This window comes from Modicisalibacter sp. MOD 31.J, assembly GCF_020147985.1.
Taxonomy (GTDB): Bacteria; Pseudomonadota; Gammaproteobacteria; order Pseudomonadales; family Halomonadaceae; genus Modicisalibacter; species Modicisalibacter coralii.
Window position 1 is genome coordinate 977,278 of the sequence record NZ_JAGXFF010000002.1, and the last position, 22,692, is coordinate 999,969.

The 22,692-nt window shown below is 63.7% G+C and carries 21 protein-coding genes and 1 pseudogene; 15 read left to right on the plus strand and 7 right to left on the minus strand.

Annotated elements, in window-relative coordinates; translation table 11 throughout:
- Positions 1-277: 277 nt before the first annotated feature.
- The 8 genes from codB (at position 278) to KGR00_RS10235 (ending at position 10,095) form a co-directional block, all read left to right on the plus strand.
- Positions 278-1,534: a cytosine permease gene (gene codB, locus KGR00_RS10200; RefSeq protein ID WP_224416897.1), complete on the plus strand. Its 1,257-nt coding sequence runs from the start codon at positions 278-280 to the stop codon at positions 1,532-1,534.
- A 1-nt stretch (position 1,535) separates the two neighbouring features.
- Positions 1,536-2,789, plus strand: a complete 1,254-nt coding sequence (locus tag KGR00_RS10205) for a PucR family transcriptional regulator (RefSeq protein WP_224416896.1) — start codon at positions 1,536-1,538, stop codon at positions 2,787-2,789.
- 10 nt (positions 2,790-2,799) lie between these two features.
- Entirely contained in the window at positions 2,800-4,050 is a 1,251-nt protein-coding gene (gene codA / locus KGR00_RS10210) for a cytosine deaminase (RefSeq protein ID WP_224416895.1), read from the plus strand.
- Positions 4,051-4,380: 330 nt separating this feature from the next.
- Entirely contained in the window at positions 4,381-5,421 is a 1,041-nt protein-coding gene (locus tag KGR00_RS10215; RefSeq protein WP_224416894.1) for a 2-oxoglutarate and iron-dependent oxygenase domain-containing protein, read from the plus strand.
- A 42-nt stretch (positions 5,422-5,463) separates the two neighbouring features.
- Positions 5,464-6,564, plus strand: coding sequence for a BMP family ABC transporter substrate-binding protein (locus KGR00_RS10220; protein ID WP_224416893.1), 1,101 nt, complete (start codon positions 5,464-5,466; stop codon positions 6,562-6,564).
- A complete protein-coding gene (locus KGR00_RS10225) occupies positions 6,561-8,081 on the plus strand; it encodes an ABC transporter ATP-binding protein (RefSeq protein ID WP_224416892.1) in 1,521 nt (506 codons plus the stop codon). The genes KGR00_RS10220 and KGR00_RS10225 overlap by 4 nt, the downstream gene beginning before the upstream one ends.
- Positions 8,074-9,153, plus strand: a complete 1,080-nt coding sequence (locus KGR00_RS10230) for a hypothetical protein (RefSeq protein WP_224419787.1) — start codon at positions 8,074-8,076, stop codon at positions 9,151-9,153. The genes KGR00_RS10225 and KGR00_RS10230 overlap by 8 nt, the downstream gene beginning before the upstream one ends.
- Before the next feature lie 15 nt (positions 9,154-9,168).
- The gene (locus tag KGR00_RS10235; RefSeq protein ID WP_224416891.1) at positions 9,169-10,095 is read left to right on the plus strand and encodes an ABC transporter permease; all 927 of its coding nucleotides are present in this window, start codon (positions 9,169-9,171) and stop codon (positions 10,093-10,095) included.
- A gap of 22 nt (positions 10,096-10,117) precedes the next feature.
- Here the strand turns inward: KGR00_RS10235 and KGR00_RS10240 are convergent, their stop codons facing one another.
- Complete coding sequence (locus KGR00_RS10240; protein ID WP_224416890.1) at positions 10,118-10,978, minus strand: nitrilase-related carbon-nitrogen hydrolase; 861 nt, start codon at positions 10,976-10,978, stop codon at positions 10,118-10,120.
- 257 nt (positions 10,979-11,235) lie between these two features.
- Here KGR00_RS10240 and KGR00_RS10245 point away from each other — a divergent pair, with 257 nt between their 5' ends.
- The 6 genes from KGR00_RS10245 to KGR00_RS10270 all read left to right on the plus strand — a co-directional run bounded on the left by KGR00_RS10245 (position 11,236) and on the right by KGR00_RS10270 (position 17,028).
- Positions 11,236-11,901, plus strand: coding sequence for an ABC transporter permease (locus KGR00_RS10245; RefSeq protein ID WP_129139620.1), 666 nt, complete (start codon positions 11,236-11,238; stop codon positions 11,899-11,901).
- A gap of 32 nt (positions 11,902-11,933) precedes the next feature.
- Positions 11,934-13,100: an ABC transporter ATP-binding protein gene (locus KGR00_RS10250; protein WP_129139619.1), complete on the plus strand. Its 1,167-nt coding sequence runs from the start codon at positions 11,934-11,936 to the stop codon at positions 13,098-13,100.
- A 3-nt stretch (positions 13,101-13,103) separates the two neighbouring features.
- Positions 13,104-13,835 (plus strand): ABC transporter permease, encoded by a 732-nt coding sequence (locus tag KGR00_RS10255; protein ID WP_224416889.1) that lies wholly within the window; start codon positions 13,104-13,106, stop codon positions 13,833-13,835.
- A 52-nt stretch (positions 13,836-13,887) separates the two neighbouring features.
- Entirely contained in the window at positions 13,888-14,778 is an 891-nt protein-coding gene (locus tag KGR00_RS10260; protein WP_129139617.1) for a glycine betaine ABC transporter substrate-binding protein, read from the plus strand.
- A gap of 80 nt (positions 14,779-14,858) precedes the next feature.
- Positions 14,859-15,701 (plus strand): nitrilase-related carbon-nitrogen hydrolase, encoded by an 843-nt coding sequence (locus KGR00_RS10265; protein ID WP_224416888.1) that lies wholly within the window; start codon positions 14,859-14,861, stop codon positions 15,699-15,701.
- Positions 15,702-15,732: 31 nt separating this feature from the next.
- The gene (locus tag KGR00_RS10270) at positions 15,733-17,028 is read left to right on the plus strand and encodes an MmgE/PrpD family protein (RefSeq protein WP_224416887.1); all 1,296 of its coding nucleotides are present in this window, start codon (positions 15,733-15,735) and stop codon (positions 17,026-17,028) included.
- 67 nt (positions 17,029-17,095) lie between these two features.
- Here the strand turns inward: KGR00_RS10270 and KGR00_RS10275 are convergent, their stop codons facing one another.
- The 3 genes from KGR00_RS10275 to KGR00_RS10285 all read right to left on the minus strand — a co-directional run bounded on the left by KGR00_RS10275 (position 17,096) and on the right by KGR00_RS10285 (position 19,086).
- A complete protein-coding gene (locus tag KGR00_RS10275) occupies positions 17,096-17,698 on the minus strand; it encodes a Yip1 family protein (protein WP_224416886.1) in 603 nt (200 codons plus the stop codon).
- A 271-nt stretch (positions 17,699-17,969) separates the two neighbouring features.
- On the minus strand, positions 17,970-18,446 hold the full coding sequence (locus KGR00_RS10280; protein WP_224416885.1) for a YbhB/YbcL family Raf kinase inhibitor-like protein: 477 nt from the start codon (positions 18,444-18,446) through the stop codon (positions 17,970-17,972).
- A gap of 238 nt (positions 18,447-18,684) precedes the next feature.
- Positions 18,685-19,086: a GFA family protein gene (locus tag KGR00_RS10285; RefSeq protein ID WP_224416884.1), complete on the minus strand. Its 402-nt coding sequence runs from the start codon at positions 19,084-19,086 to the stop codon at positions 18,685-18,687.
- Positions 19,087-19,358: 272 nt separating this feature from the next.
- On the opposite strand from KGR00_RS10285, the pseudogene KGR00_RS10290 reads away from it, so the two are divergent.
- Positions 19,359-20,411, plus strand: a pseudogene (locus tag KGR00_RS10290) (IS481 family transposase).
- Positions 20,412-20,555: 144 nt separating this feature from the next.
- On the opposite strand, the gene KGR00_RS10295 reads toward KGR00_RS10290, so the two are convergent.
- From KGR00_RS10295 to KGR00_RS10305, 3 genes are all read right to left on the minus strand, one after another.
- Positions 20,556-20,741, minus strand: coding sequence for a hypothetical protein (locus tag KGR00_RS10295; RefSeq protein WP_224424405.1), 186 nt, complete (start codon positions 20,739-20,741; stop codon positions 20,556-20,558).
- Between the two features lie 151 nt (positions 20,742-20,892).
- Positions 20,893-21,612 (minus strand): HNH endonuclease signature motif containing protein, encoded by a 720-nt coding sequence (locus KGR00_RS10300; RefSeq protein WP_224419786.1) that lies wholly within the window; start codon positions 21,610-21,612, stop codon positions 20,893-20,895.
- A 107-nt stretch (positions 21,613-21,719) separates the two neighbouring features.
- Positions 21,720-22,388, minus strand: coding sequence for an HNH endonuclease (locus tag KGR00_RS10305; RefSeq protein WP_224419785.1), 669 nt, complete (start codon positions 22,386-22,388; stop codon positions 21,720-21,722).
- Between the last annotated feature and the right edge of the window lie 304 nt (positions 22,389-22,692).

Sequence of the window (22,692 nt, forward strand, 5' to 3'; positions counted from 1 at the left end):
TCGGAAACGCCGGGGTCGCCCTTCTACCCATCCCGCCCCCGAAAGGCGCATGCCATGAACCAGGACGGGGCACGAACCAAGCGTGCCCTCGCAATGCTGGCACGCCGCCTCGACCCGATTGTGCAGGCTGCACCGATTATCGACATAGTTAGGGGCGAAAACCGACAAACACGCGCCCTCTTTCCCCGTCCGCCGAAATAGTGGAACGCGCCTTGCTTACTGGGTGATACGGCAAGGGGGCCCCCTTTGCTCAGACGAACGTCATGCGGAGGACGTCATGGAAACCTCGGATTACCCATTGAGCGAAGTGCCCAACGGCGAACGCAAGGGGCTGCTTTCCACCTCGGCGGTGCTACTCGGTTTCACCTTCTTCACTGCCACCATGTGGGCGGGCGGCTCCCTCGGCAGCGCCTTCTCGTTCGGTGAGTTGCTGTGGGTGATCCTCGTCGGCAACCTGCTACTGGGGGCCTATGCGGCGGCCCTGGCCTATATCGCCTGCAAGAGCGGTCTCAACTCGGTGCTGATGGGGCGTTTCTGCTTCGGCGAGGTGGGCAGCAAGCTCTCCGACGCCCTCCTCGGCTTTACTCAGATCGGCTGGTACGCCTGGGGCACCGCCACCATCGCCGTGGTGCTGGTCAAGACGCTGGGCCTGTCGGCAGCGCTCGAGACGCCGCTGATGGTGCTGTTCGGCCTGGCCTTCTGCATCACCGCGATGATCGGCTTTCGCGGGCTCGACCTGCTGTCCCGGATCGCCGTACCGGCGATGCTGCTGTTCATCCTGATCAGTCTCTACACCGGTATGGTGGACGTGGGCGGGCTCGCCGGCCTGGCGGGCCAGACACCCAGCGAGAGCATGAGCGTCGCCGCGGCCATCACCGTGGTGATCGGCACCTTCATCAGCGGCGGCACCCAGGCCACCAACTGGAGCCGTTTCGCCCGTACCCCCAGGATTGCGGTGATCGCGACGCTGGGCGCCTTCTTCGTCGGCAATGGCCTGATGGTGCTGACCGGAGCGCTGGGCACGATGATCTATCAGCAGGCGGATATCGTCGATGTGCTGCTGGCCCAGGGCTTCGTGACGCTGGCCGTGCTGATGCTGTTCCTCAACATCTGGACCACCCAGGACAACACCATCTACAACTTCGCCGTGGCCGGCTGCAACCTGCTGCGTACCGACAAGCGCCGGGTGGTCACCGTGGCCGGCGCCGCCATCGGCACCGTGCTGGCGGTGGGCGGCATGTATAATCTGCTGATTCCGTTCCTGGTATTGCTCGGCACCTTCATCCCGCCGATCGGCGGCGTGATCATGGCGGACTTCTGGCTCAAGCACAAAGGCCGCTACCCGGCGCTGGCCGAGGTCCGTCTGCCCGCCTTCAACGGGACCGGGCTGGCCGCCTACGCGATCGCTTCCACGGCGGCTTACCTCTCTCCGCTAATCCCGCCGCTGGTGGGCGTCATCGTGGCGGCGGCGAGCTACGCCGTGCTGCTGAAACTGCCCTTGCGCGCCACGCTGCCAAGCCCAGCCAAGGACTGACATGGCGATCACCTGTGCCGAGATACCGCGGCTGCCCGGCCTGGAGGCGATCCGTTTCCGGGCCGGACTGCAAGGCGGCAACCGCCCCGTGCGCTGGCCCTACGTGGCCGAGAACGACACCATCGTTCCCTGGGTCCGGGGCGGCGAACTGGTCTTCGTCACCGGCATCAACCTGCCCCGCAGCGAGGCCAACCTCAAGCAACTGGTCAGCGAGGCGGTGGAACACCGGGTAGCGGGCCTGGTGATCCTCACCGGCCCCGAGTACATCCGCGAGATCCCCGCCGGCGTGCTGGATCTGGCCAACTCGCTGAGTTTCCCGATTCTCGAGCAGCCCTACTCGCTGAAGATGGTGCTGGTCACCGAGGTGATCAGCAACGCCATCGTGCAGGACAACCTGATCGGCCAATCCATCAAGCTGTTCCTGACCCGGCTGATCAACGGCTTCGCCGACGCCCCCGAGCTCATCCACCTGCGTGCCGCCGAACTGGGCCTCAACGATGAACGCCCCTATGCGGCGGTTTGCGTGCGGCTGTCGGCCTTCCATCAGCGCCTGCTCAGCGAGGATCCCGACCAACGCTGGCAACTGATCCATCAGCGCAACCAACTGGAACAACACCTTGGCGAGTTGCTGAAACGCCGTGGCATCGACTGGCCGGTACTGGTGCTGGAACAGGACCTGATCGCCATCTGGCCCGCGGACAAGGACCACGCCAGTGCCCTGTCCGACGACCTGCATGCCGCGCTGGACCTGCTGCAGAACCAGCTGCCGGAGCTGACGCTGTATGCCGGCGCCAGCGACCTGCAACCCGGCCTCAGCCAGTTGTCGGCCGCCGTGGAACAATCCCGACAGGCGGTGCAATTCGCCGTGCAGCACGGTGGTCAGCGGCTGTTCTTCTACGACCAGTTGGGGATCGCCCGGCTGTTCGCGGCGATCCCCCAGCGCAACCTGCTGGCCCAGTTCTGCCAGGAGCAGCTCGGCGAGTTGTGTTTCGCCCGCGACGCCCCGTCGTTGCAGCTGAAAGACACCCTGACCCAGTACCTGAACCGGTTCGGCAACCAGCAGCAGACCGCCGAAAGCCTGGGCATTCATCGCAACACCTTGAGACATCGCCTGAAACGGATCGAGCAACTGATCGGCCACCGCCTGGGGGATGCCTTCGTCAGGCTCAACCTGCAGAACGCCCTACTGATCGAGCAGATCCTGTTCCAGCATCACGCCATCGACAGCCAGCTCTCCACGTCCAGGGATCACTGAAGAGGGACCCATGAAAATCGTCAACGCCCGTCTGAGACACACCCCCAAGCTCCACACCCTGGAGATCGCCGATGGGCGGTTCTCCCGGATCGACGCACAGACCGACACCCTCGCCTGCCCCGACGGCGCCCTCGATGCCGAGGGCCAACTGCTGTGCGCGCCGTTCGTGGAGCCGCACATCCACCTGGACGCCGCGCTGACCGCCGGTGAGCCCGACTGGAACCACAGCGGCACGCTGTTCGAGGGCATCGAGCGCTGGGGCCAGCGCAAGCCGCTACTGAACGAGGCCGATATCCGTCGCCGCGTGCTGGAGACCCTCGAGCTGCTGGTGCGCAACGGCGTGCAGCACATCCGCACCCACGCGGACATCTCCGATCCCGGGCTGGTGGGACTGAAGACCCTGTGCGGCCTGCGCGACGAACTGCAGGACAAGATCGACCTCCAGGTGGTCGCCTTCCCCCAGGAGGGGTTGCTCTCCTTTCCCGACGGCCTGCGACTGATGGAAGAAGCGCTGGAGTTCGGCGCCGATGTGATCGGCGGTATCCCGCACTTCGAGTACACCCGCGAACTGGGCGTGGCATCGATGAAGACGGTGATCGCGCTGGCGACGAAATACGACCGTCTGGTGGATGTGCACTGCGACGAGATCGACGACCCGCATTCCCGCTTCCTCGAAGTCCTCGCCTGCGAGGCGCTGTTCAAGGAACTCGGGCCGCGCGTCACCGCCAGCCACACCACCGCCATGCACTCCTACGACAATGCCTACTGTTCCAAGCTGTTCCGCCTGCTGAAGAACGCCGACATCAATTTCATCGCCTGTCCCACGGAGAGCATCCACCTGCAGGGCCGGTTCGACAGCTACCCGAAACGCCGCGGCCTGACGCGGGTCAAGGAGCTGCGCGAGGCCGGGATCAACGTCTGCTTCGCCGAGGATTCGATCGTCGATCCCTGGTACTCGCTGGGTAACGGCAAGCTGCTGCGCAGCCTGGATTTCGGCCTGCATATCTGCCAGATGATGGGCCATCGCGACTTCGAGCGCGCCCTGGACCTGATCACCGACAACAGCGCCCGGACCCTGAACATTGCGGATCGCTACGGCATCGAGGTCGGCAAGCCCGGCAGTTTCATCCTGCTCGAGGGCGACGACGACTACAGCGTGCTGCGCCGCCAGGGCGACGTCCGGCTCTCGGTCCGCCACGGCGAGATCATCATGCAGCGCCAGCCCGCACGGGTCATCAGCGAGCGCCATGTCGGCGCGTGAGCCCGCCGGGGCCGGCGCTCGATGCCGGCCCATCCCCGTCCCCGACGCCCCCTTTTCGTGCAAACCACTCTCCGTCGCAGCGGCCGTGCCCGCTCAGCCGGTCCCCGCGCCGCCCCGCCGACGCCGCCTGTTTGTGCAAGGTGCACCGTCCAGGCGGCGCCCGACTGTTCAATGGCCACCGATGGATTTTTCAAGCTCGCCCTTTGCGCTTTTGGTACGCCCCTTGCTCGGACAAGTCTGAAGCCATCCGACTGGCCGGGCGCCAGACCACCAAGGTGCACAGCCGGCGGACCGACCGGACCTCGAACAAGAACCCAGCAGGAACCCAGCATGGCCACAGTGATCACCGGCAACGGCCCGCGCGCCGTCAACAGCAACGACCTCGACAGCCTCGTCGTCCCGTTCTCCGCCATACCGGTCATCGACTTCTCCGCGATGCGCACCGCTGACGCGGACGCCCGGCGGGCCGTCGGCGACGCGGTGCGCAAGGCGTGTACCGAAGTGGGCTTCTTCTACGCCAAGGGCCACGGTGTCCCGCAGCCGGTGATCGAGCGGACGTTCGACGCCGCCCGGCAGTTCTTCGCCCTGCCGCTGGAAGACAAGCTGAAGGTCGATATTTCCCGGTCGCCCAATCTGCGCGGCTATACCGGCCTGCTGGAAGAGAACACCAATGCCGAGGGCCTGGGCGATCTCCACGAGGGCTTCGATATCGCCCTGGACCTGCCGGCCGACGACCCCGACGTCGTGGCCGGCAAGTTCGGCTACGGCCCCAACCAGTGGCCGGACGACCTGCCCGGCTTCAAGGACGCGCTGCTGGACTATCAAAGTGCCGTGCTGGATTTCGGCCAGACCATCTTTGCCGCCTTCGCACTGGCGCTGGATCTCGAAGAGGACTTCTTCGCACCGATGAGCACCAAGCCGATGGCGCAGATGCGGGTGCTCTCCTACCCGAGCCAGGAGGGCCCCATCGACGAGAATCAGATCGGCATCGGCCCGCACTCCGATTACGAGTGCTTCACCATTCTGTGTACCGATGACATCCCCTCGCTGCAGGTGCTGAACTGCGCCGGTGAGTGGATCCAGGCGCCCCCGATCCCCGGTGCGTTCATCGTCAACGTCGGCGACCTGATGGCGCGCTGGACCAACGGCTACTTCGCCTCCACCCTGCACCGCGCCATCAACCGCTCCGGCAAGCAGCGCTACTCCATCCCGTTCTTCTACGGCCCCGACGCCGACGCCATGATCGAGGTCCTGCCCTCGTGCCAGAACGAGAACTGGCCCCCGCAGTTCGCGCCGATCAAGGCCAGCGACTACATCCAGTCGCGCTTCAACGAGACCTACGCCCACCGTCGCGCGGACGCCCCGTCCTGAGCGATGCCGCCATCGAGCCTGCCCCTATCGGAGACCTCATCGATGCCTCACCCGATTTCGACATCCGTGCTTTCCCTGACCGCCATCGCTGGCGGCCTGCTGCTGGCCACCCCGACCCTGGCCGCCCCCTTCCATCTGGATGGCGAGCCCAGGATCGCCTTCATCTATGCCGCCACCGCCCGCGATGGCGGCTGGAACGAGGCGATCGACAACGCCCGCCAGAAAGTCGCCGATGAACTGGGTTACCCGATCGCCGTGGCGGAGAGCATTCCCGAAGACGCCAGCGCCCTGAAAAACGCCATCGACCTCTACGTGCAGCGCGGCTTCAACATCATCGTCGGCACCACCTACGGCTACTCCGACGGCATTGCCGAAGCCGCCGAGAAATACCCCAACGTGGCCTTCATGAACGCCTCCGGCACGACCCACGCCAACAACCTGGAAAGCTTCTACGCCCGCACCTACGAAGGCTGGTATCTGGCCGGTATCGCCGCAGGGGCCGTGGCCGACGATGGCAAGCTGGGCATGCTGGCCGGGTTTCCGGTCAGCGTGGTCGACTGGGACATCAACGGCTTCACCCGTGGCGTGCAGGTCACCAACCCGGAGGCCACCGTCTCGGTGCTCTACACCAACTCCTGGTGGGACCCGGTGAAAGAGGGTCAGGCCACCCAGTCGCTGCTCGAGCAGGGCGCCTCGGTCATCGCCAACAACCTGTCCTCCGCCGCCCCCTTCAGCGAAGCGGAGAAAGCGGATGCCTATAGCGTCGGCTTCCAGCTCGACATGAGCGCGCAGGCCCCCGACAAGCACCTCACCTCGGTGGTGTTTCACTGGGACAAGTACCTGATCCCCACCATCGAGTCGATCGTCGCCGGCACCTGGGAGCCCGAGCCCAATGGCGCCTTCCCGGGTCTCGCCGACGGCGTCGTCGATATCACCCCGTTGCCGGACAGCGTGCCCGACGCGGTCAAGCAGACCGTCGCCGCCAAGCGCGCCGCGATCATCGCCGGTGAGCTGACCCCGTTCGACGGGCCGCTCATCGCCCAGGACGGCACCGAGAAACTGCCCCGCGGCGAGGCCCCCACCGACGCGCAGCTCTGGGCGATGGACTACCTGGTCCAGGGCACGCTCGGGGGCGGTCGATGAGCCAGGGTTCCGCCCTGCTGACACTCAGCGCCATCGACAAGCGCTTCGATGTCCATCGGGTGCTCGACGCGGCCTCGTTCGAACTCGCCGAGGGCGAGGTGCACGCCCTGCTCGGCGAGAACGGCGCGGGCAAGTCGACCCTGATGAACATCCTCATCGGCGTGTACAGCGCCGATGCCGGCACCCTGACCCTGGACGGCCAGCCGCTGAGGATCGCCGGGCCCGCCGACAGCGCGCGCCAGGGCATCGGCATGGTCCATCAGCATTTTCGGCTGGTGGATCGCTTGACGCTGACCGAGAACCTGTTGCTCGCCGCCGATGATCGCCCCGCGCTGCAACGCCGCTCCGCCGCCCGCGAAACCCTGCTGGCCACCGCCCGGGAGGTCGGCTTCACGCTCGATCCCGACTGCCCGGTGGGCGAACTCTCCGTGGCGGAGAAGCAGCGCGCCGAAATCTGCAAGGTCCTGGCGCTGGGCGCGCGCATCCTGATCCTGGATGAACCCACCGCCGTGCTGACCGATGCGGAGGCCACCGCCATGCTCGGCGCCATCCGTCGCATGGCGGCATCGGGCCGCAGCATCATTCTGATCACCCACAAGTTGCGCGAGGTGGTCGGCTTCAGCCATCGCGTGACGATCATGCGCCGCGGTGAAACCGTGGCCGCCGGGCTCGACACCGCCACCCTTTCCATCGAGAAGATCGCCAGCCTGATGATGGGGACCAACGCCTCGCGGGTCGCTCCCGACAAGGCCCCCGGCCACGTTCGTGCCCAGGGCCCGGATCTGCTCGCCGTCGCCCACCTGCACGCGCGGCGTGATGACGGCGCCCCCGCACTCGCCGACGTAAGCCTGCGGGTGCGCGCCGGCGAGATCCTGGGCCTGGCCGGCGTGGGCGGCAACGGCCAGCACGAACTGGTGGAAACGCTGTGCGGCCTGCGCTCGGCCAGCGCCGGCAGCGTCATGATCGATGGTGCCGATGCGCTGGGGCTGTCACCCCGCAAGCGACGCCGGCTGGGCCTGCGCGTGATTCCCGCCGACCGCATGGCGACGGCGCTGGTCTCGGAACTCGACATCGCCGCCAATCTGGCGCTGACCTCGGTGGTCGACGGCCGCTTCGGGCAACTGTGGCTCGACCGCCGCCGCATGGCGCGCGACGCCAGGGGCCGCATCGAACAGCACGAGATCGCCGGTGCCCGGCCCCGGGGCCGCATGGGGCTGCTGTCCGGCGGCAACGCCCAGAAAGTTCTGCTGGCCCGGGAGATCGACACCGGCATGAAATTGCTGCTGGCCCACTCACCGACACGCGGGCTGGACATCCGCGCCGCGGCGGCCGTGCATCGTCGACTGCGCGAGGCCGCCGCCGACGGCGCCGCCTGCCTGCTGGTGAGCGAGGACGTGGAAGAGATCATGGCGCTGTCCGACCGCATCTGCGTCATCAGCGCCGGAAGAATCACCGGCGAACTGCCCGGCGATGCCTGCGCCGCCGATATCGGGAGGCTGATCCTTGGCCATGAATAGCATCCGGCTGACCCTCGAGCGCCGCCAGCAGGTCAGCACGCTGCGCTCGACCACCACCTACGTGCTCGGCCTGCTGGTCGGGCTGGCCGGCGGCCTGCTGGTCCTGCTCGCCGCCGGTGCGCCCGCCTCGACGCTCCTCGACGACCTGGTGATCCAGGTCTTCTTCAGCGCGATGGGCCTGGCACAGACCCTGACGCTGGCGGTGCCGCTGATCCTGGTCGGGCTGTCGGCCACCGCTGCCATGCGCCTGCGCTTCTGGAACGTGGGCATCGAAGGCCAGCTGTGGCTCGGCGCCATCGGCGCGACCCTGGTGGCGATCCACGATGTCGGCAGCGACGCCCTGCGGCTGCCCATCATGCTGATCGTGTCCGCCCTCGCCGGCGCGGCGTGGATCGCCATACCCCTGATCATGAAACTGAAAGCCGGGGTGAACGAATTGGTGGTCACACTGCTGCTCTCCAACGTGGCCTACCTGCTGTTGCAGCATCTGCTGTTCGGCGCCTGGAAGGATCCGGTGAACAGCTTTCCGGTCTCGCCCCGTTACGACGCCAACGAGCAACTCGCCAGCCTGGGGTTCGGCAACCTCCATTCAGGCCTGTACATCGCCCTGGGCATCACGCTGCTGATGGCGATTCTGGTCCAGAAGAGCCGCACCGGCTTCTACGTCGATGTCATCGGCCACAACCGCCCCGCGGCACTGGCCACCGGCATCCCGGTGACCGCCACCGTCACGCTGATGATCCTGCTGTCCGGCGCGCTGGCCGGGCTGGCGGGCGGGCTGATCGTGACCGGCGTCGAGCACCGCCTGACCCAGACCATCGGCATCAACACCACCTTCAGCGGCATCGTGATCGCCTTCGTCGCTCGCTTCCATCCGCTGGCGGTGTTGCCCACGGCCATCGTGCTGGCGGGCATCTACAACGCCGGCGGCACCCTGAAGGTGTTCTACGGCATTCCCGACGCCATCGTGGTGCTGATCCAGGGCATCGTGCTGCTGACGCTGCTGATGATCCAGTTCTTCCGCGGCTACCGCGTCTCGCTGCTGCGCCCGTCACGCCAACGGCCCGCCTGAGGACACCGAAACACCATGGAAGCGTTCATCACGAGTTGGCTGGGCAGCACCCCGGCATTCGCCATTCCGCTGGCGCTGGCGAGCATGGGGCTGGTGCTCTGCGAGCGCGCCGGCATCCTCAACATGGCCGCCGAGGGCTACATGGCGCTGGGCGCCATGACCGCCGCGGTGCTGACCCTGACACTCGGCAACCCGACCATCGGTATCGTCTGCGCCGTGCTGGCCGGGGCGGCGCTGGCGCTGCTGTTCGGCGTCGCCGTGGTCATTCTGCGCTGCGAGCAGATCCTGGCCGGGCTGGCCACCATGGCCGTGGGCCTGGGGATCGCCGGCGTGGTCGGACGTCCCTACGTGCACAAGAGTTTCGACGGGCTGCAACCGCTGCACCTGCCACCATTGGATCGGATCCCCGTGATCGGCCGGTTGCTGTTCGATCAGGACGTGCTGGTCTATCTCACCGTGCTGATCGGCGTGGCGCTATGGTGGCTGCTGGAGAAGACCCGCGCCGGCCTGAAGATCCGCGCCGTGGGCGAAGACCCGGCGAGTGCCGACGTGGCAGGCGTCAAGGTGCAGGTGCAGCAGTTGCTGGCAATCACCGCCAGCGGCGCGCTGTGCGGCCTGGGCGGCGCTTACCTGTCGGTGGCGAGCAGCAGCATCTGGGTGGAAAACATGGTCGCCGGGCGCGGCTGGATCGCCCTGGCCCTGGTGGTCTTCGCCCGCTGGGACCCGCTCAAGGCACTGGCCGGCGCCTTCCTGTTCGGCGCCATCGAGGCCCTGTTACCCCGGCTTCAGGCGATCGGCGTACCCGCGCCGATCTACCTGATGAACATGCTGCCCTACCTGTTCACCATCGCCGTGCTGCTGGTGGCGGCCGTCTCCGGCGCGAAGAAGGGCGTGGAACCCGCCGCCCTCGGCAAGCCCTATGTGCGCCAGGATCGCCACTGACGGGCGGCGCCCACGCACGACGTCAGCCCTGCCGCTCGCGCTCGAGCCGCCGCGCCAGCAGCGAGGCCACCAGCGGGGTATCGGCATCGCGATGGGTGGGCATGGCGAAGCGGGCCCGAGCGATATCGGCGGTGTCGATCGCGGCCACCGCCAGCCCCTCGCCGTCGTCGGCCCGTGCCAGCACGCCGCCGTCGACACCCACGATGCAGCTGCCGCCCCAGAACCAGGCATCGCCCTCGGCGCCGTAGCGGTGCGCCATGACCAGCGGCGTGGCGTACATCATGGCGTAGAATTTCAGGCAGAGCAGCCAGTTGCCTTCGTCGTCGAAATCGCCATCGACCATCCCCGTCGCCGCATTGACCGGCGCGAGCATCACGTCGGGGCGCTCCAGCATGGCCGCATGGGCGAGCCCCGGGTTCCACAGGTCGGCGCAGATCATCACGCCACAGGCGAGACCGTCGGCGTCGGCCACGGTCAGCGCCTGCCCCTTGCCGAAATGCTTGCCTTCCTCGTGGCCGCCGTAGGTGCACAGGTTGAGCTTGCGATGCACGGCGACGACCCGGCCGTGGCACAGGCACGCCATGGCGTTGGCATACTCGCCACGCCCCACGGTCTCGACGAAGCCCACCACGACGAGCATGTCACCGACCGCCTCCGCCAAGCGGATGAGTCGCGGATCGTCACGGCGCATCGCCACCGCCGGGACCCGCTCCCCCAGGTCGTAGCCGGTCAGCGACAGCTCGGGAAACAGCAGCACATCGACAGCCCGCTGACGGGCCTGCGCGATGAGGCGACGATGGGTCTCGAGATTGGCCGCGACATCGGCCAGCGAGCAGTTGATCTGGGCGGCGGCGAGTCGGTAATTCGCCCTGTGAGCACTCACGTGAGGGCCTCCTGGGAGGTGCATGAAAACACGGAATTATCGTCGACGAGGATACGGCGAAGCCGGGGGATTTCCTATCCAGGGCTCATTGCCACCTCAAATGACTGGCATTGCACATCCCAATGCCCGCGGCGGCGGGCGCCCGGGAAAAGCATGTTATGCTCACTTCATAATTCGAACTTATAAAACGCCTCTCAGATAAGAAATTTCTAAGCACTCAAACGACATACTCGTTCGCCAGTGCGAGGACCAAGCCCGTGGAATTACTGCAATACGTGCTCGATAATCTCGAGCTGCTGGGGACCCTGACCCTGGAACACATCAGCCTGGTCAGCGTGGCCGTGGGGATCGCCACGCTCACCGGCGTTCCCATCGGCATCGCCATCACCAAGAACGAGAGCCTGGCCAAGGGCGTGCTCTACCTGGCCTCGATCATCGTCACCATTCCCTCGATCGCCCTGTTCGGGGTGATGATCCCGCTGCTGTCGATCTTCGGTTACGGCATCGGCTACGTGCCCGCGGTGATCGCCGTGCTGCTCTACTCCCAGTTGCCGATCATCCGCAACACCTACACCGCCATCAACAACGTCGACCCGGCGCTGCGCGAGGCCGCCCGGGGCATCGGCATGAGCCAGAACCAGCGCCTGCGCATGGTCGAGATTCCGCTGGCGGTGCCGGTGATCATGGCCGGCGTGCGGACCGCCGTGGTGCTCAACATCGGCGTCATGGCGATCGCCGCCTACATCGGCGCCGGCGGCCTGGGCACCCTGATCAGCCGGGGCATCTCGCAGTCCGATCCGCGCCAGCTGATCGTCGGCGCGGTGGCCGTGAGCCTGCTGGCGATCGTCGTCGACTACGCCCTGCTGGCGCTGCAGAAGCGCCTGACCCCCAAGGGGATGGAACGCGACGCCACCGCTGCCTGAGCGCGACAACGCCCAATCGACAAGGTTCTGCCATGATACGACTCGACAACCTGACCAAGGTCTTCGATACGCCCAAGGGGGCCGTCGTCGCCGCCGACCATATTTCCATGGACGTGCCCGAGGGGGAGATCTGCATCCTGCTCGGCCCGTCCGGGTGCGGCAAGACCACCACCCTGAAGATGATCAACCGCATCGTGCGCCCCACCTCGGGCAAGGTGTTCCTCGACGACCAGGACACCACCGGCATGGACACCCAGGACCTGCGCCGCAACATCGGCTACGTGATCCAGCAGATCGGGCTGTTCCCCAACATGACCATCGAGGAGAACATCACGGTGGTGCCGCGCCTGCTGGGCTGGGACAAGGCGGCCTACAAGCAGCGCGCCCGCGAGCTGATGGACATGATCGCCATGGACGCCGAGGCGTTCCTCAAGCGCTATCCCAGCGAGCTGTCCGGCGGTCAGCAGCAGCGCATCGGGGTCGCCCGGGCACTCGCCGCCGACCCGCCGGTGATGCTGATGGACGAGCCCTTCGGCGCCATCGACCCGATCAACCGCGCGGTGATCCAGGACGAGTTCCTCAAGATGCAGGCGGAACTCAAGAAGACCATCATGTTCGTCAGTCACGACATCGACGAGGCGATCAAGATGGGCGATCGCATCGCGGTGTTCCGCGAAGGCCGGCTGGTCCAGTATTCGGCGCCGGACGACCTGCTCTCGGCGCCCAAGAACGCCTTCATCGAGTCGTTCCTCGGCGAGGACCGCGCGCTCAAGCGTCTCAACCTGGTCAAGGTGCGCGAGGTCTTCTCCGACGACCTGGGCACGGTGCGCCCCGATGACACCCTGGAAACCGCCCTGTCACGCATCGACGACTTCGGTTACCAGAACGCCATCCTGATGATCAACGACCGCAACGAGCCCGCCGGGATGGTCACCCGGGCGGTGGCCCGCACCACCCGTGGCTACTGTCGCGATCACTTCCAGGCGGCGCCGCCGGTGGCCCGGCTCGACGACGACCTGCGCAAGGTCGCCTCGCAGATGTTCGCCAACGACACCACCTGGATGCCCTGCGTCGACGACGACGGTCGGGTCTGCGGCCACATCACCCAGCGCGCCATGACCCACCACCTGGGGTCCCGCTATCGCTCGCGCTCGGAAGAGAGCGCCGCGCTGCGTTCGCAACCCGCGGGCAAGGAGTAAGGCATGCCGATTCGCTCGCTGAAAAGCGCCGGACGCTGGGGGCTGGCGGTGCTGCTCTTCGCGGCCGGCGTCTGGGCCCAGCGCAGCGGCATGATCGGGGAGTTCGCCTACTACATTCCCGACATCCGCTACCTGGCCGTCCAGCACCTGTTCCTGACCGCCGTCTCCGGCGGCCTGGCCATCGCCATCGCCGTACCGCTGGGCATCCTGCTCTCGCGGCCGAGCATGAGCCGCTGGGCGGAATCGCTGATGCAGGTGCTCAACGTCGGCACCACCATCCCGACCCTGGCGGTGCTCGCGCTGTCGATGAGCTTTCTGGGCATCGGCACCACGCCGGCCGTCTTCGGGCTGACCGTGGCGACGCTGCTGCCGATCACCCGCAATACCTACGTTGGCCTGAAAGGCGTGTCGCCGGCGTTGATGGAGGCCGCCGCGGGGCTGGGGATGTCACCCGCGCAGCGTCTCTTCCGGGTCGAGCTGCCCAACGCCCTCTACGTGATCTTCGCCGGCATTCGCACGGCGCTGGCGATCAACGTGGGCACCGTGCCGCTGGCCTTTCTGATCGGCGCCGGCGGACTCGGGGAATTGATCTTCACCGGCATCGACCTCTACGACACCGTGATGATGCTCTCCGGGGCTATTCCCACCGCCCTGCTGGCCATCGTCGTCGATGCCCTGATCGCGCTGGTCGCCTTCCTCGTCGTGCCGCGCGGGGTCAACCCGGCGCGCGCCTGATCGAGAGCGGCCATCCGCGCGCCCGACAATAACCGCAAGGAGAACCAAGCCCATGATTCGCACCCTGACCGCAACACTGGCCGGACTCGCCCTGAGCGCCGGCATCGCCGCCACCGCCCAGGCCGACGAGATCGTCGTCGGCGGCAAGAACTTCACCGAGCAGCAGATCCTCACCAGCATGACCACCCAGTACCTGCAGGGGCTGGGTTACGACGTCGACAAGCGCGCCGGGATGGGCTCGGCGGTGCTGCGCCAGGCCCAGGAGAACGGCCAGATCGACCTCTACTGGGAATACACCGGGACCTCGCTGATCAACTACAACGACGAGTCCGCCGAGGGCCTGTCGGCCGAGGAAACCTACCAGAAGGTCAAGGAACTCGACGCCGAGAAGGGGCTGGTGTGGCTCGCGCCCTCCCACGCCAACAACACCTACGCCCTGGCGATGCGCGAGGCTGACGCCGACAAGCGCGGCATCGAGACGATCTCCGACCTGGCCAAGGCGGTCAACGACGGCAAGGCGCTGACCTTCGCCTCCAACGCCGAGTTCTACGCCCGCGAGGATGGCCTGCGCCCGCTGCAGCAGACCTACGGCTTCCGCTTCGGCCGCCCCAACGTCAAGCGCATGGACTCCGGCCTGACCTACCCGGCGCTGCGCGACGGCCAGGTCGACGTTGCCCTGGTGTTCGCCACCGACGGGCGCATCCCGGCCTTCGACTTCCGGGTCCTGAAGGACGACAAGAACTTCTTCCCGGCCTACTCGCTGACGCCGGTGGTACGCCAGGAGACCCTCGACGCCAACCCCGAACTCGACGCGCAGATGGCCAAGCTCTCCGAGCTGCTCGACGACGAGACCATGGCCTCGCTCAACGCCAGTGTCGATGTCGACAAGCAGGCCATCGAGAAGGTCGCCCACGACTTCCTCGAGGAACACGACCTGCTGTAAGCGCGCTTCACGATGGCCGCCTGCGAGGCGGCCATCGCGTTTTTAACGTAGCAACGTTTCCAACGCAGCAAGGGGACGGCATGCACTACCAGGACACATTGCGCGTGGGCGCGGCGCAGATCAACGCCGCGCTGGGCGATGTCGACGCCAACCTGACGCGCCACCACGCGATCATCGACGAAGGCCGCCGACGCGGCCTCGAACTGCTGGTCTTTCCCGAACTCTCGCTGACCGGCTACGGGCTCGGCGCCCGGGTGATCGACGTCGCCTTCCCGCGCGAGGACCCGCGACTGCAGGCGCTGGCCGACGCCGCCGGCGACATGCAGACGGTGGTCGGCTTCGTCGAGGAAGCCAGCCCCGGCGAATACTACAACGCCCTGGCGATGCTCCAGCACGGCGAGGTCGTCAGCGTGCACCGCAAGCTCAACCTGCCGACCTACGGCGGCCTCGAGGAAGGCAAGTGGTTCAGCCACGGCGAACGGCTCACCCACACCACCATCCGCCCCGGCTGGACGGCCACGCAACTGATCTGCGCCGACCTGTGGAACCCGGCGCTGGTTCACGCCGCCCTGCTCGCCCGGCCGACGATCCTCTGCGCGCCGATCAACTCGGCCTCGGGCATCGTCAGCGAGTCCTTCTCCAACGAGGACAACTGGGTGCTGAACGTGCGCTTCTACGCCATGACCTACGGCACCCCGGTGGTAATGGCCAACCGTTACGGCCCCGAGGGCGACAGCCACTTCTGGGGCGGATCGCGCATTCTCGGCCCGCGCGGCGAATCACTGGCCGAGGCGGACGCCGGCGAGCAGTTGATCACCGCCGACGTCTCGCGGACCGCCATCGCCCGGGCCCGCTTCGAGCTGCCCACGCTGCGCGACGCCGACACGCCGCTGATCCGCCAGCTAATGGACGGCTACCGCTGAGCCGCCCACTCTCCGCTTCAGGAACCGCCCCATGAGCCCACTGCCCTTCGACTGGATTCAGGATTTCAACCCCGAGAGCCTGGATGACGCCCACTACCGGCACGCCAGGCGCTGCCTGCTCGACCTGCTCGGCGTGGCCGCCGGCGCGACCCGAACACCGCTGGCGACGATCGCCGAACGTTTCGTCACCGCGCAGCACGGCGGCGACCGGCCCCTGCTGTTCTCGACGGCGCGCGCCTCGTCGACCGGCGTGGCACTCCACGGCGGCTGGCTGATCGACGCCCTCGACGCCCACGACGGCCAGGTGCTGACCAAGGGCCATGCCGGCGTGGCGGTGCTGCCGGGGCTGCTCGCCCTGCCCGAGGTGGAGGCGCTGAGCGGCAAGGCGCTGCTGGGCTGGCTGACGCTGGGCTACGAGATCGCCACCCGCGCCGGCATCGCACTGCACGACACGGCGTGCGACTACCACACCTCCGGCGCCTGGAACGCCCTGGGCGTGGCCGCGATCGCCTCGCGCCTGTTCGGCCTGGACGCCTCGCGACTGCGCGAGGCGCTGGGCATCGCCGAGTTCTACGGGCCGCGCAGCCAGATGATGCGCTGCATCGATCACCCCACCATGGTCAAGGACGGCTCCGGCTGGGGCGCGATGACCGGCGTCTCGGCGGCGCTACTGGCCCGGGAGGGCTTCACCGGCGCGCCGGCCGTGACGCTCACCGACGCCGCCGTCGAACCGATCTGGGTCGATCTCGGCCAGCGCTGGTACCTGTTCGAGCAATACTTCAAGGCCTACCCGGTGTGCCGCTGGGCCCAGCCCGCCGTCGAGGCGGTACTCGAGCTGGTCGACGGCTCCTTCGCGGCCCAGGACATCGCACGCATCGAGATCGACACCTTCCACGAGGCCAAGCGGCTGCATACCGTGCACCCCGCCGACACCGAGCAGGCCCAGTACAGCCTGCCCTGGCCGGTGGCCTGCGCGGTGTACTTCGGCACCGTGGACGTGCATGGCATCACGGCGGCGCTGACCGATCCGACGGTGCGCGACATCGCGGCACGCGTCGAGACCCGCGAGGACGCGACGTTCAACGCACGCTTCCCCGCCGAGCGCTGGGCCCGGGCGCGGTTGCAGCTCAACGATGGTCGCGTGCTGGAAAGCACGCCCCGCGAGGCGCGCGGCAACCCCACCAACCCGCTCGCCGACGCCGAGCTGGAGGCCAAGTTCCACGCCCTGGCCGAACCGGCGCTGGGGCGTGAACGCGCGACGGCGATTCGCCACGCCGTCGAGACCCTGGAAACGCGACCGGCCAGCGACCTGCTCGCGCTGCTGTGACAGACCATAACGAAAAGACCGGGCCCCCGGGCCCGGTCCTTGTGACGGCGACGGCGAGCGCCGGTCGCTACAGTTCGATGCCCAGCAGCTTGGCGCCGTAGCCCCACAGCAGCACCGTCACGCCCAGCAGCGCCTCGAGTACCAGCACGCCGATGCCCAGCGTGGAGCCGGTGACCACGAAGCCCTCCTCACGGCTGATATCCAGGAAGTTGGGAATGCCCAGATACAGCAGATAGGCGCTGTAGCAGAGCCCCAGCACCACCGCCAGCATGCACAGCCACACCAGCGGGTAGAGCGCGACGACACCGCCGACGAACATCGGCGTGGCCACGTATCCGGCGAAGATGATGCAGCGCCGCCGACTGGGGCGGCTGGAATAGCGCTTCGCTATCCAATGGATCACCGTACCCATGAAGCCCACCGCGATCAGCATCGCCAGATAGAAGGCGACACCCGCGGCGAAGGCATCGAAGTAATTGAGCCGTATGGTATGGCCGCCGCCGAAGTCCCAGCCGACCTGGGTGGTACCGATGAAGGCGCACACCACCGGGATCAGCGCCATGATCAGCACGTGATGACCGTAGAGGTGGGTGATCGTCTCCTTCTCGTCGTGGATCTGCTTCCATTCGCGATTCGGATGCGCCAATAGACCCCAAACATGAGTGAGCATGTAACACCTCCTCTATCGACAAGTATTCATCAGGGCCAGAGCCTCATCCCTACCATAGATCACTCATCGACCACTGACCGGCCCTTTTTTGCCAGTCTTGTCAGCCTTTTGCCGAACGAGAGGGGCCGCAAAAGCCCGCCTGTCAGCGTCTACCGACGTACAACGGGCCAGCGGCGACACGGCAAATTCGCGGGTCCTGAACGACACACGGCGCCTCCCGAGGGGAGGCGCCGTGTGCGTTTGGAGCGGCATCTAAACCGTCAAAAGCCGATCAGTCGCGGCGATAGGTCCCGACCAGACGGCTCATGCCCAGAATGTGCGGCTCGAGCTGGTTGAGCAGCTCCGGCTGCGTCAGCCCCTCGGGCAGCTCGGTGAGGGTATCCAGCGCCAGCACCCAGAAATAGTACTGGTGCACCCCGTGCCCTTCCGGCGGCATGGGGCCACCGTAGCCGGTCGCGCCGCCATCGTTGACGCCGGCGGTGCCCAGCTTGGAGCCCTCCTCCAGCGAGGTGACGTCCGCCGGCAGGTTGTAGAGCAGCCAATGCACATAGCCATAGCTGCCATCCTTGACCAGCGGCGCATCCGGGTCGTGGCAGATCACCGCGAACCCCTGGGTTCCCGCCGGCGCGTCCTTCCAGCTCAGGGCCGGGGACAGATCCTCGCCCTCCGCCGAATGGCGCTTGGGAATCGCCCCATTCGGCGCGAAGGCGGGGCTTTCGACGTGCATGCTGGACGGTGCAAAGGGCATGGAGTTCCTCCCGTGGAGTGTGGTGAAACGATAAAACCGGATAATGCCATCACGACGGCTTATCCCTGGAAGGTGGTGGCGGCAGTGGCGGATTCAACCCACTACATGCCTGAGGGTCACCGATCAGCGCCGTATACCTTCCTCCCTTCGCTCTTTACATGGCAATTGGCTTTGCGGCGTATCGCCCAGGTGCGTCCACCTGTAATGACCACCAGCCACCGGTCATGAAGAGGCTCACTCAATCCGGCAGCCCGCCGAATTCCGGCACTTCCCCTAGCCCCCGGTCCCAGGCAGCCTTGCTGGCTGAAAAGATGTGTGCCGTTGGCAACATGGTGATGTCAGTGTCCAAACACCCCGCAGGGACGACGAGCAAACCGGCGACCTGAGCGCTCGGCAAGGCCGAACCACAAAGCTTGCAAAAGCTCTTGCCATGCCGAGTGCCAGGAAGCGTGAAGGAAGTCACCGCATCGGCACCCGCCAACCAGGTCAATTCGGCTGACCGCGAGAACAGATTTGCCGCATGAGCCGACCCCGTATCCTTTTGACAGTGGTGACAATGGCACAGGTAAAAACTGTCAAATTCACCTTTCACCTCAAAGCTTACGGTGCCACACAGGCAAGAACCGAAATAATCAGTCATCAAAAGGCTTCCATCGGCTATGGGTGAAAAACATATAACGCAAAGATTGTTCGGTACCGCGAAGCGGTATGCGAACGAACCGATTGTTACACGCCCACAAGACCAGTCCATAGGTGCATGGAGGCACGCCGTTGTGACTCTGATTGGCCTGCGTGAGGTGTGACGGTATTTACCTGACAGTCGGCCGCTGAAAAGCAAAGTGGCCATAGTGCCCCCCGTGGGTTATAGAACGAGTGTCTGACGCTCGGCTGTAACACCATGAGGCAACGACTATGACCACCGAAGAAAAGGTAGCACGACGCAAGCTCAGTCTCCTAGAACTGGCCAAGGATCTGCAGAACGTCAGCAAGGCCTGCAAGGTCATGGGCTACTCCCGGCAGCAGTTCTATGAGATCCGTCGCAACTATCAGACGTTCGGCTCCGTGGGGCTCGTCGACAAGCTTCCCGGGCCGCGGGGACCACACCCCAACCGCGTCAGCGAAGAGATCGAAACGGCCATTCTCGAGCACAGCCTGGCCTTCCCCACCCACGGTCCGGTTCGCGTCGCTCAAGAACTGGCGCTACGTGGCATTCAGGTCAGCTCTACGGGCGTCCGAGGCGTCTGGGGACGCCATGATTTGCTGACCCGTCATGAGCGCCTGCTGCGGCTCGAGAAGGCCACACGCGAGCAGAAGATCGAGCTGACCGAAGATCAGGTTCGCCACTTGGAACGCTTCAGCCCTGAGTTCCGCTAACGCCATATCGAGGTCCACCACACCGGCGAGCTGGTCGCCGTCGATACCTTCTTCGTCGGCACGCTCAAGGGAGTCGGCAAGGTCTATCTGCAGACCGTCATCGACTGCTTCAGCCGCTACGCCTGGGGGCGCCTCTACACCAGCAAACTGCCCATCACGGCAGTACATGTGCTCAACAACGACGTGCTGCCTTTCTTCGAGGCCCACAACGCCAAAGTCAGCACGGTGCTCAGCGACAACGGCCGAGAGTTCTGCGGCCGGAAGGATCAGCATCCGTATGAGCTGTTCCTTCAGCTCGAAGAGATCGAGCATCGCACCACCAAGGTTCGGCGACCGCAGAGCAACGGCTTCGTCGAGCGGCTGCACCGTACCCTGCTGGACGAGCACTTCCGCATCCAGGGGCGCACCAAGTGGTACGAGGCCCTGGAAGAGATGCAGCAGGACCTGGACGATTATCTGGTCATCTACAACACGAAACGGCCGCATCAGGGCCGCAACATGAAGGGGGCGACGCCCTATGCCGTCTTCAAGAAGGGACTCCCTAAGGCGACGAAGAAGGAGCCCAGGAAAACGGCAGAAAACACTGCTTAACTATAGGGAGCCCACGGGGGCATGTGTCAGGCGAATACCATCACTGTACATTCTATGAATCCAGGGAACTAAGAAACTTCGCCCTCTCAAATGAATATTCAAATATTCTCTTATGCCAGCGCCCAAAATTAGAAGTTTCTGGACTCATATGCCATTCATAAAATAGTGCGGATCCAAACAATGTAAAAAAAATGAAACAACTCCCCACTTATCCTGAATTGTCCAGTCATCAAGCTCAATATTGAATATAGTGAAAGCAGATAACGTAAAGCTAGAAAGAGCACCAATTGTCAACCACTTAACAGATAATGCCTTATAGTAATCTTTCATATTTCGATCCATTTACAACTTGTCCTAACGCCCAATTAAAGGGTTAACAACGCCAACACCCAAACTAAAGCATTTTGCCATAAACACTAAATCTGAAGTAGAAGCAAAAAATGCCCAGCGTTGAGCCCCCCTCTTAAATTGTTTGTTAGGCTTAAAGTTTCAACAGTTTGTCTTTATCTGCCAACCAAATACCGTCAACGCCCTTATCAATATTGTCGTTGATGACCTCTGTATTTAGCTCATCTAAAATATCAACTCGTTCTGGAATGTCATTCGATTGTATCTTATTCTTAACGTGGCATAACGGCATGTTTAGTTCTGATAGATATTGGAACATAAGCCCCAGCAAGAAATGGCGCTGTAATTCATACATATCGTGGTCAAAGCCACCGCTTTTGCTGCGGTGCCCGTCTATATCAACATAGAGCTTTCTCGTTCGGTTAGGGTACTTATCTTGGCTACTTCGAATTAGTTCATGCAAAATCTTAGCACTCACCGCAAATTCTTCATTTTCGAGAACAGCATGATATAAAACTATACTGCTTCCTCTTAACTTTCCTTCAAAATGACCATCATGATCGATACTACAGTAATCAATAAAGTCTGGATTCTCGGTGATTTTACTTCTTCTTTCTTCCATAAGCTTCCACCAATGATCTCTCATTTGCAGAATCATCTTGCGCTTTTCAGGGTTCCCCCCATACAAATCATGACAAGATGCACACAGAGGCGCAGCATTTTCGATATCATCGGAACCTCCCTCGCTTTGGGGCTTGATATGATGTATTTCGACAAAGGGGCGGTAACAAACACAACACCGAAACGATGAATTTTGTTTCGCCAATGTCTTCACTTTTTCACTAAATGCCATGCAGCTTTCCTAGAAACTCCGTATTTAAGCCTAACGCCGCTCAGCACGCGCGTCTACGGAATGGAGGCGAAGCCGCAATGCAGTAGACGTCGCCGCGACTGGCTTTGTTAAGAATATAACTCATCTAATTTATTAGCAAAGAACTCATCCTCATTAAGAGAAGAGGAGACCATTCCATGGCTTACGAAATCGCTTATGTCAAAATATATCTTTTTAGTGCGACTATCTGCCATCTCGATTTCAATCACATCAAAATAAATATCTTTTTCCATAGCTTTATCTGTAATGTGACCTAATGTTGTAATTAACTGCATCTTTATGTCGCAACCTGGATACGTGTTTTTTATCCAATGATACTCAGCCCCAACTCCTACAGGGTGCGTTGTGGCAAATATTTTAACGACATCTCTACGCAAACTTATTATTTTCTCTTCGTATGTTGCAGTTTCTTCCATAATCGTAAACTTCAACTCCTCATCCACCCTTGGAATTTCAATATTATTGTTTCTTACCATTTCAATCCACTGACTCTTGGATTTCTTTAATTCCTCTCGAGAATACTTTGTCCCCTTAGGGTGCTTGGGGTTGTAATGTCCAGCATCAGCATGGCAGTCAAAACAAAGGGCAATAGCGTTTTCATACGTATTCGGCCCACCTTCAGATTGTGGAAGTATATGGTGCACCTCTACTTTTACGCCTTTATATCGATGACAAGCACAACAGTGCCGAGCAGTGTCAACTAAGATTCTACTCTTTACGTCTTTTGGAAATCCCATTATTCAGACCTTGTGATACCGAAGAATGTCTTAACAAGTATTAGATAGCCCGCTCTGATAACAACTTGAGCGCGCACGCTCTTTCAAGCTTCTTATACCGCACGGTCAACCCATTGATTTTCCAAGGCTATATACCCGATCACGCTATATAGTACCAATAAAAGTGCCTGCCACCTGTGCCACCCTGTCGACCTCGGGCCGACTTCTGCCCTCGCCCACTCGTCCGAGACCATTTCCCCCACGCTACCGCCAGGCGAAGCACTGAACGCTACACCGTCTGGGTCGTTAGAGTTTGCATCGGCCA

Excerpts from the sequence above, each read along its gene's own strand:
- codB (WP_224416897.1), top strand. The coding sequence starts at position 278 with ATGGAAACCTCGGATTACCCATTGAGCGAAGTGCCCAACGGCGAACGC.
- KGR00_RS10205 (WP_224416896.1), top strand. The coding sequence starts at position 1,536 with ATGGCGATCACCTGTGCCGAGATACCGCGGCTGCCCGGCCTGGAGGCG.
- codA (WP_224416895.1), top strand. The coding sequence starts at position 2,800 with ATGAAAATCGTCAACGCCCGTCTGAGACACACCCCCAAGCTCCACACC.
- KGR00_RS10215 (WP_224416894.1), top strand. The coding sequence starts at position 4,381 with ATGGCCACAGTGATCACCGGCAACGGCCCGCGCGCCGTCAACAGCAAC.
- KGR00_RS10220 (WP_224416893.1), top strand. The coding sequence starts at position 5,464 with ATGCCTCACCCGATTTCGACATCCGTGCTTTCCCTGACCGCCATCGCT.
- KGR00_RS10225 (WP_224416892.1), top strand. The coding sequence starts at position 6,561 with ATGAGCCAGGGTTCCGCCCTGCTGACACTCAGCGCCATCGACAAGCGC.
- KGR00_RS10230 (WP_224419787.1), top strand. The coding sequence starts at position 8,074 with ATGAATAGCATCCGGCTGACCCTCGAGCGCCGCCAGCAGGTCAGCACG.
- KGR00_RS10235 (WP_224416891.1), top strand. The coding sequence starts at position 9,169 with ATGGAAGCGTTCATCACGAGTTGGCTGGGCAGCACCCCGGCATTCGCC.
- KGR00_RS10250 (WP_129139619.1), top strand. The coding sequence starts at position 11,934 with ATGATACGACTCGACAACCTGACCAAGGTCTTCGATACGCCCAAGGGG.
- KGR00_RS10255 (WP_224416889.1), top strand. The coding sequence starts at position 13,104 with ATGCCGATTCGCTCGCTGAAAAGCGCCGGACGCTGGGGGCTGGCGGTG.
- KGR00_RS10260 (WP_129139617.1), top strand. The coding sequence starts at position 13,888 with ATGATTCGCACCCTGACCGCAACACTGGCCGGACTCGCCCTGAGCGCC.
- KGR00_RS10265 (WP_224416888.1), top strand. The coding sequence starts at position 14,859 with ATGCACTACCAGGACACATTGCGCGTGGGCGCGGCGCAGATCAACGCC.
- KGR00_RS10270 (WP_224416887.1), top strand. The coding sequence starts at position 15,733 with ATGAGCCCACTGCCCTTCGACTGGATTCAGGATTTCAACCCCGAGAGC.
- KGR00_RS10275 (WP_224416886.1), bottom strand. The coding sequence starts at position 17,698 with ATGCTCACTCATGTTTGGGGTCTATTGGCGCATCCGAATCGCGAATGG.
- KGR00_RS10280 (WP_224416885.1), bottom strand. The coding sequence starts at position 18,446 with ATGCCCTTTGCACCGTCCAGCATGCACGTCGAAAGCCCCGCCTTCGCG.
- KGR00_RS10285 (WP_224416884.1), bottom strand. The coding sequence starts at position 19,086 with ATGACTGATTATTTCGGTTCTTGCCTGTGTGGCACCGTAAGCTTTGAG.
- KGR00_RS10295 (WP_224424405.1), bottom strand. The coding sequence starts at position 20,741 with ATGAAAGATTACTATAAGGCATTATCTGTTAAGTGGTTGACAATTGGT.
- KGR00_RS10300 (WP_224419786.1), bottom strand. The coding sequence starts at position 21,612 with ATGGCATTTAGTGAAAAAGTGAAGACATTGGCGAAACAAAATTCATCG.
- KGR00_RS10305 (WP_224419785.1), bottom strand. The coding sequence starts at position 22,388 with ATGGGATTTCCAAAAGACGTAAAGAGTAGAATCTTAGTTGACACTGCT.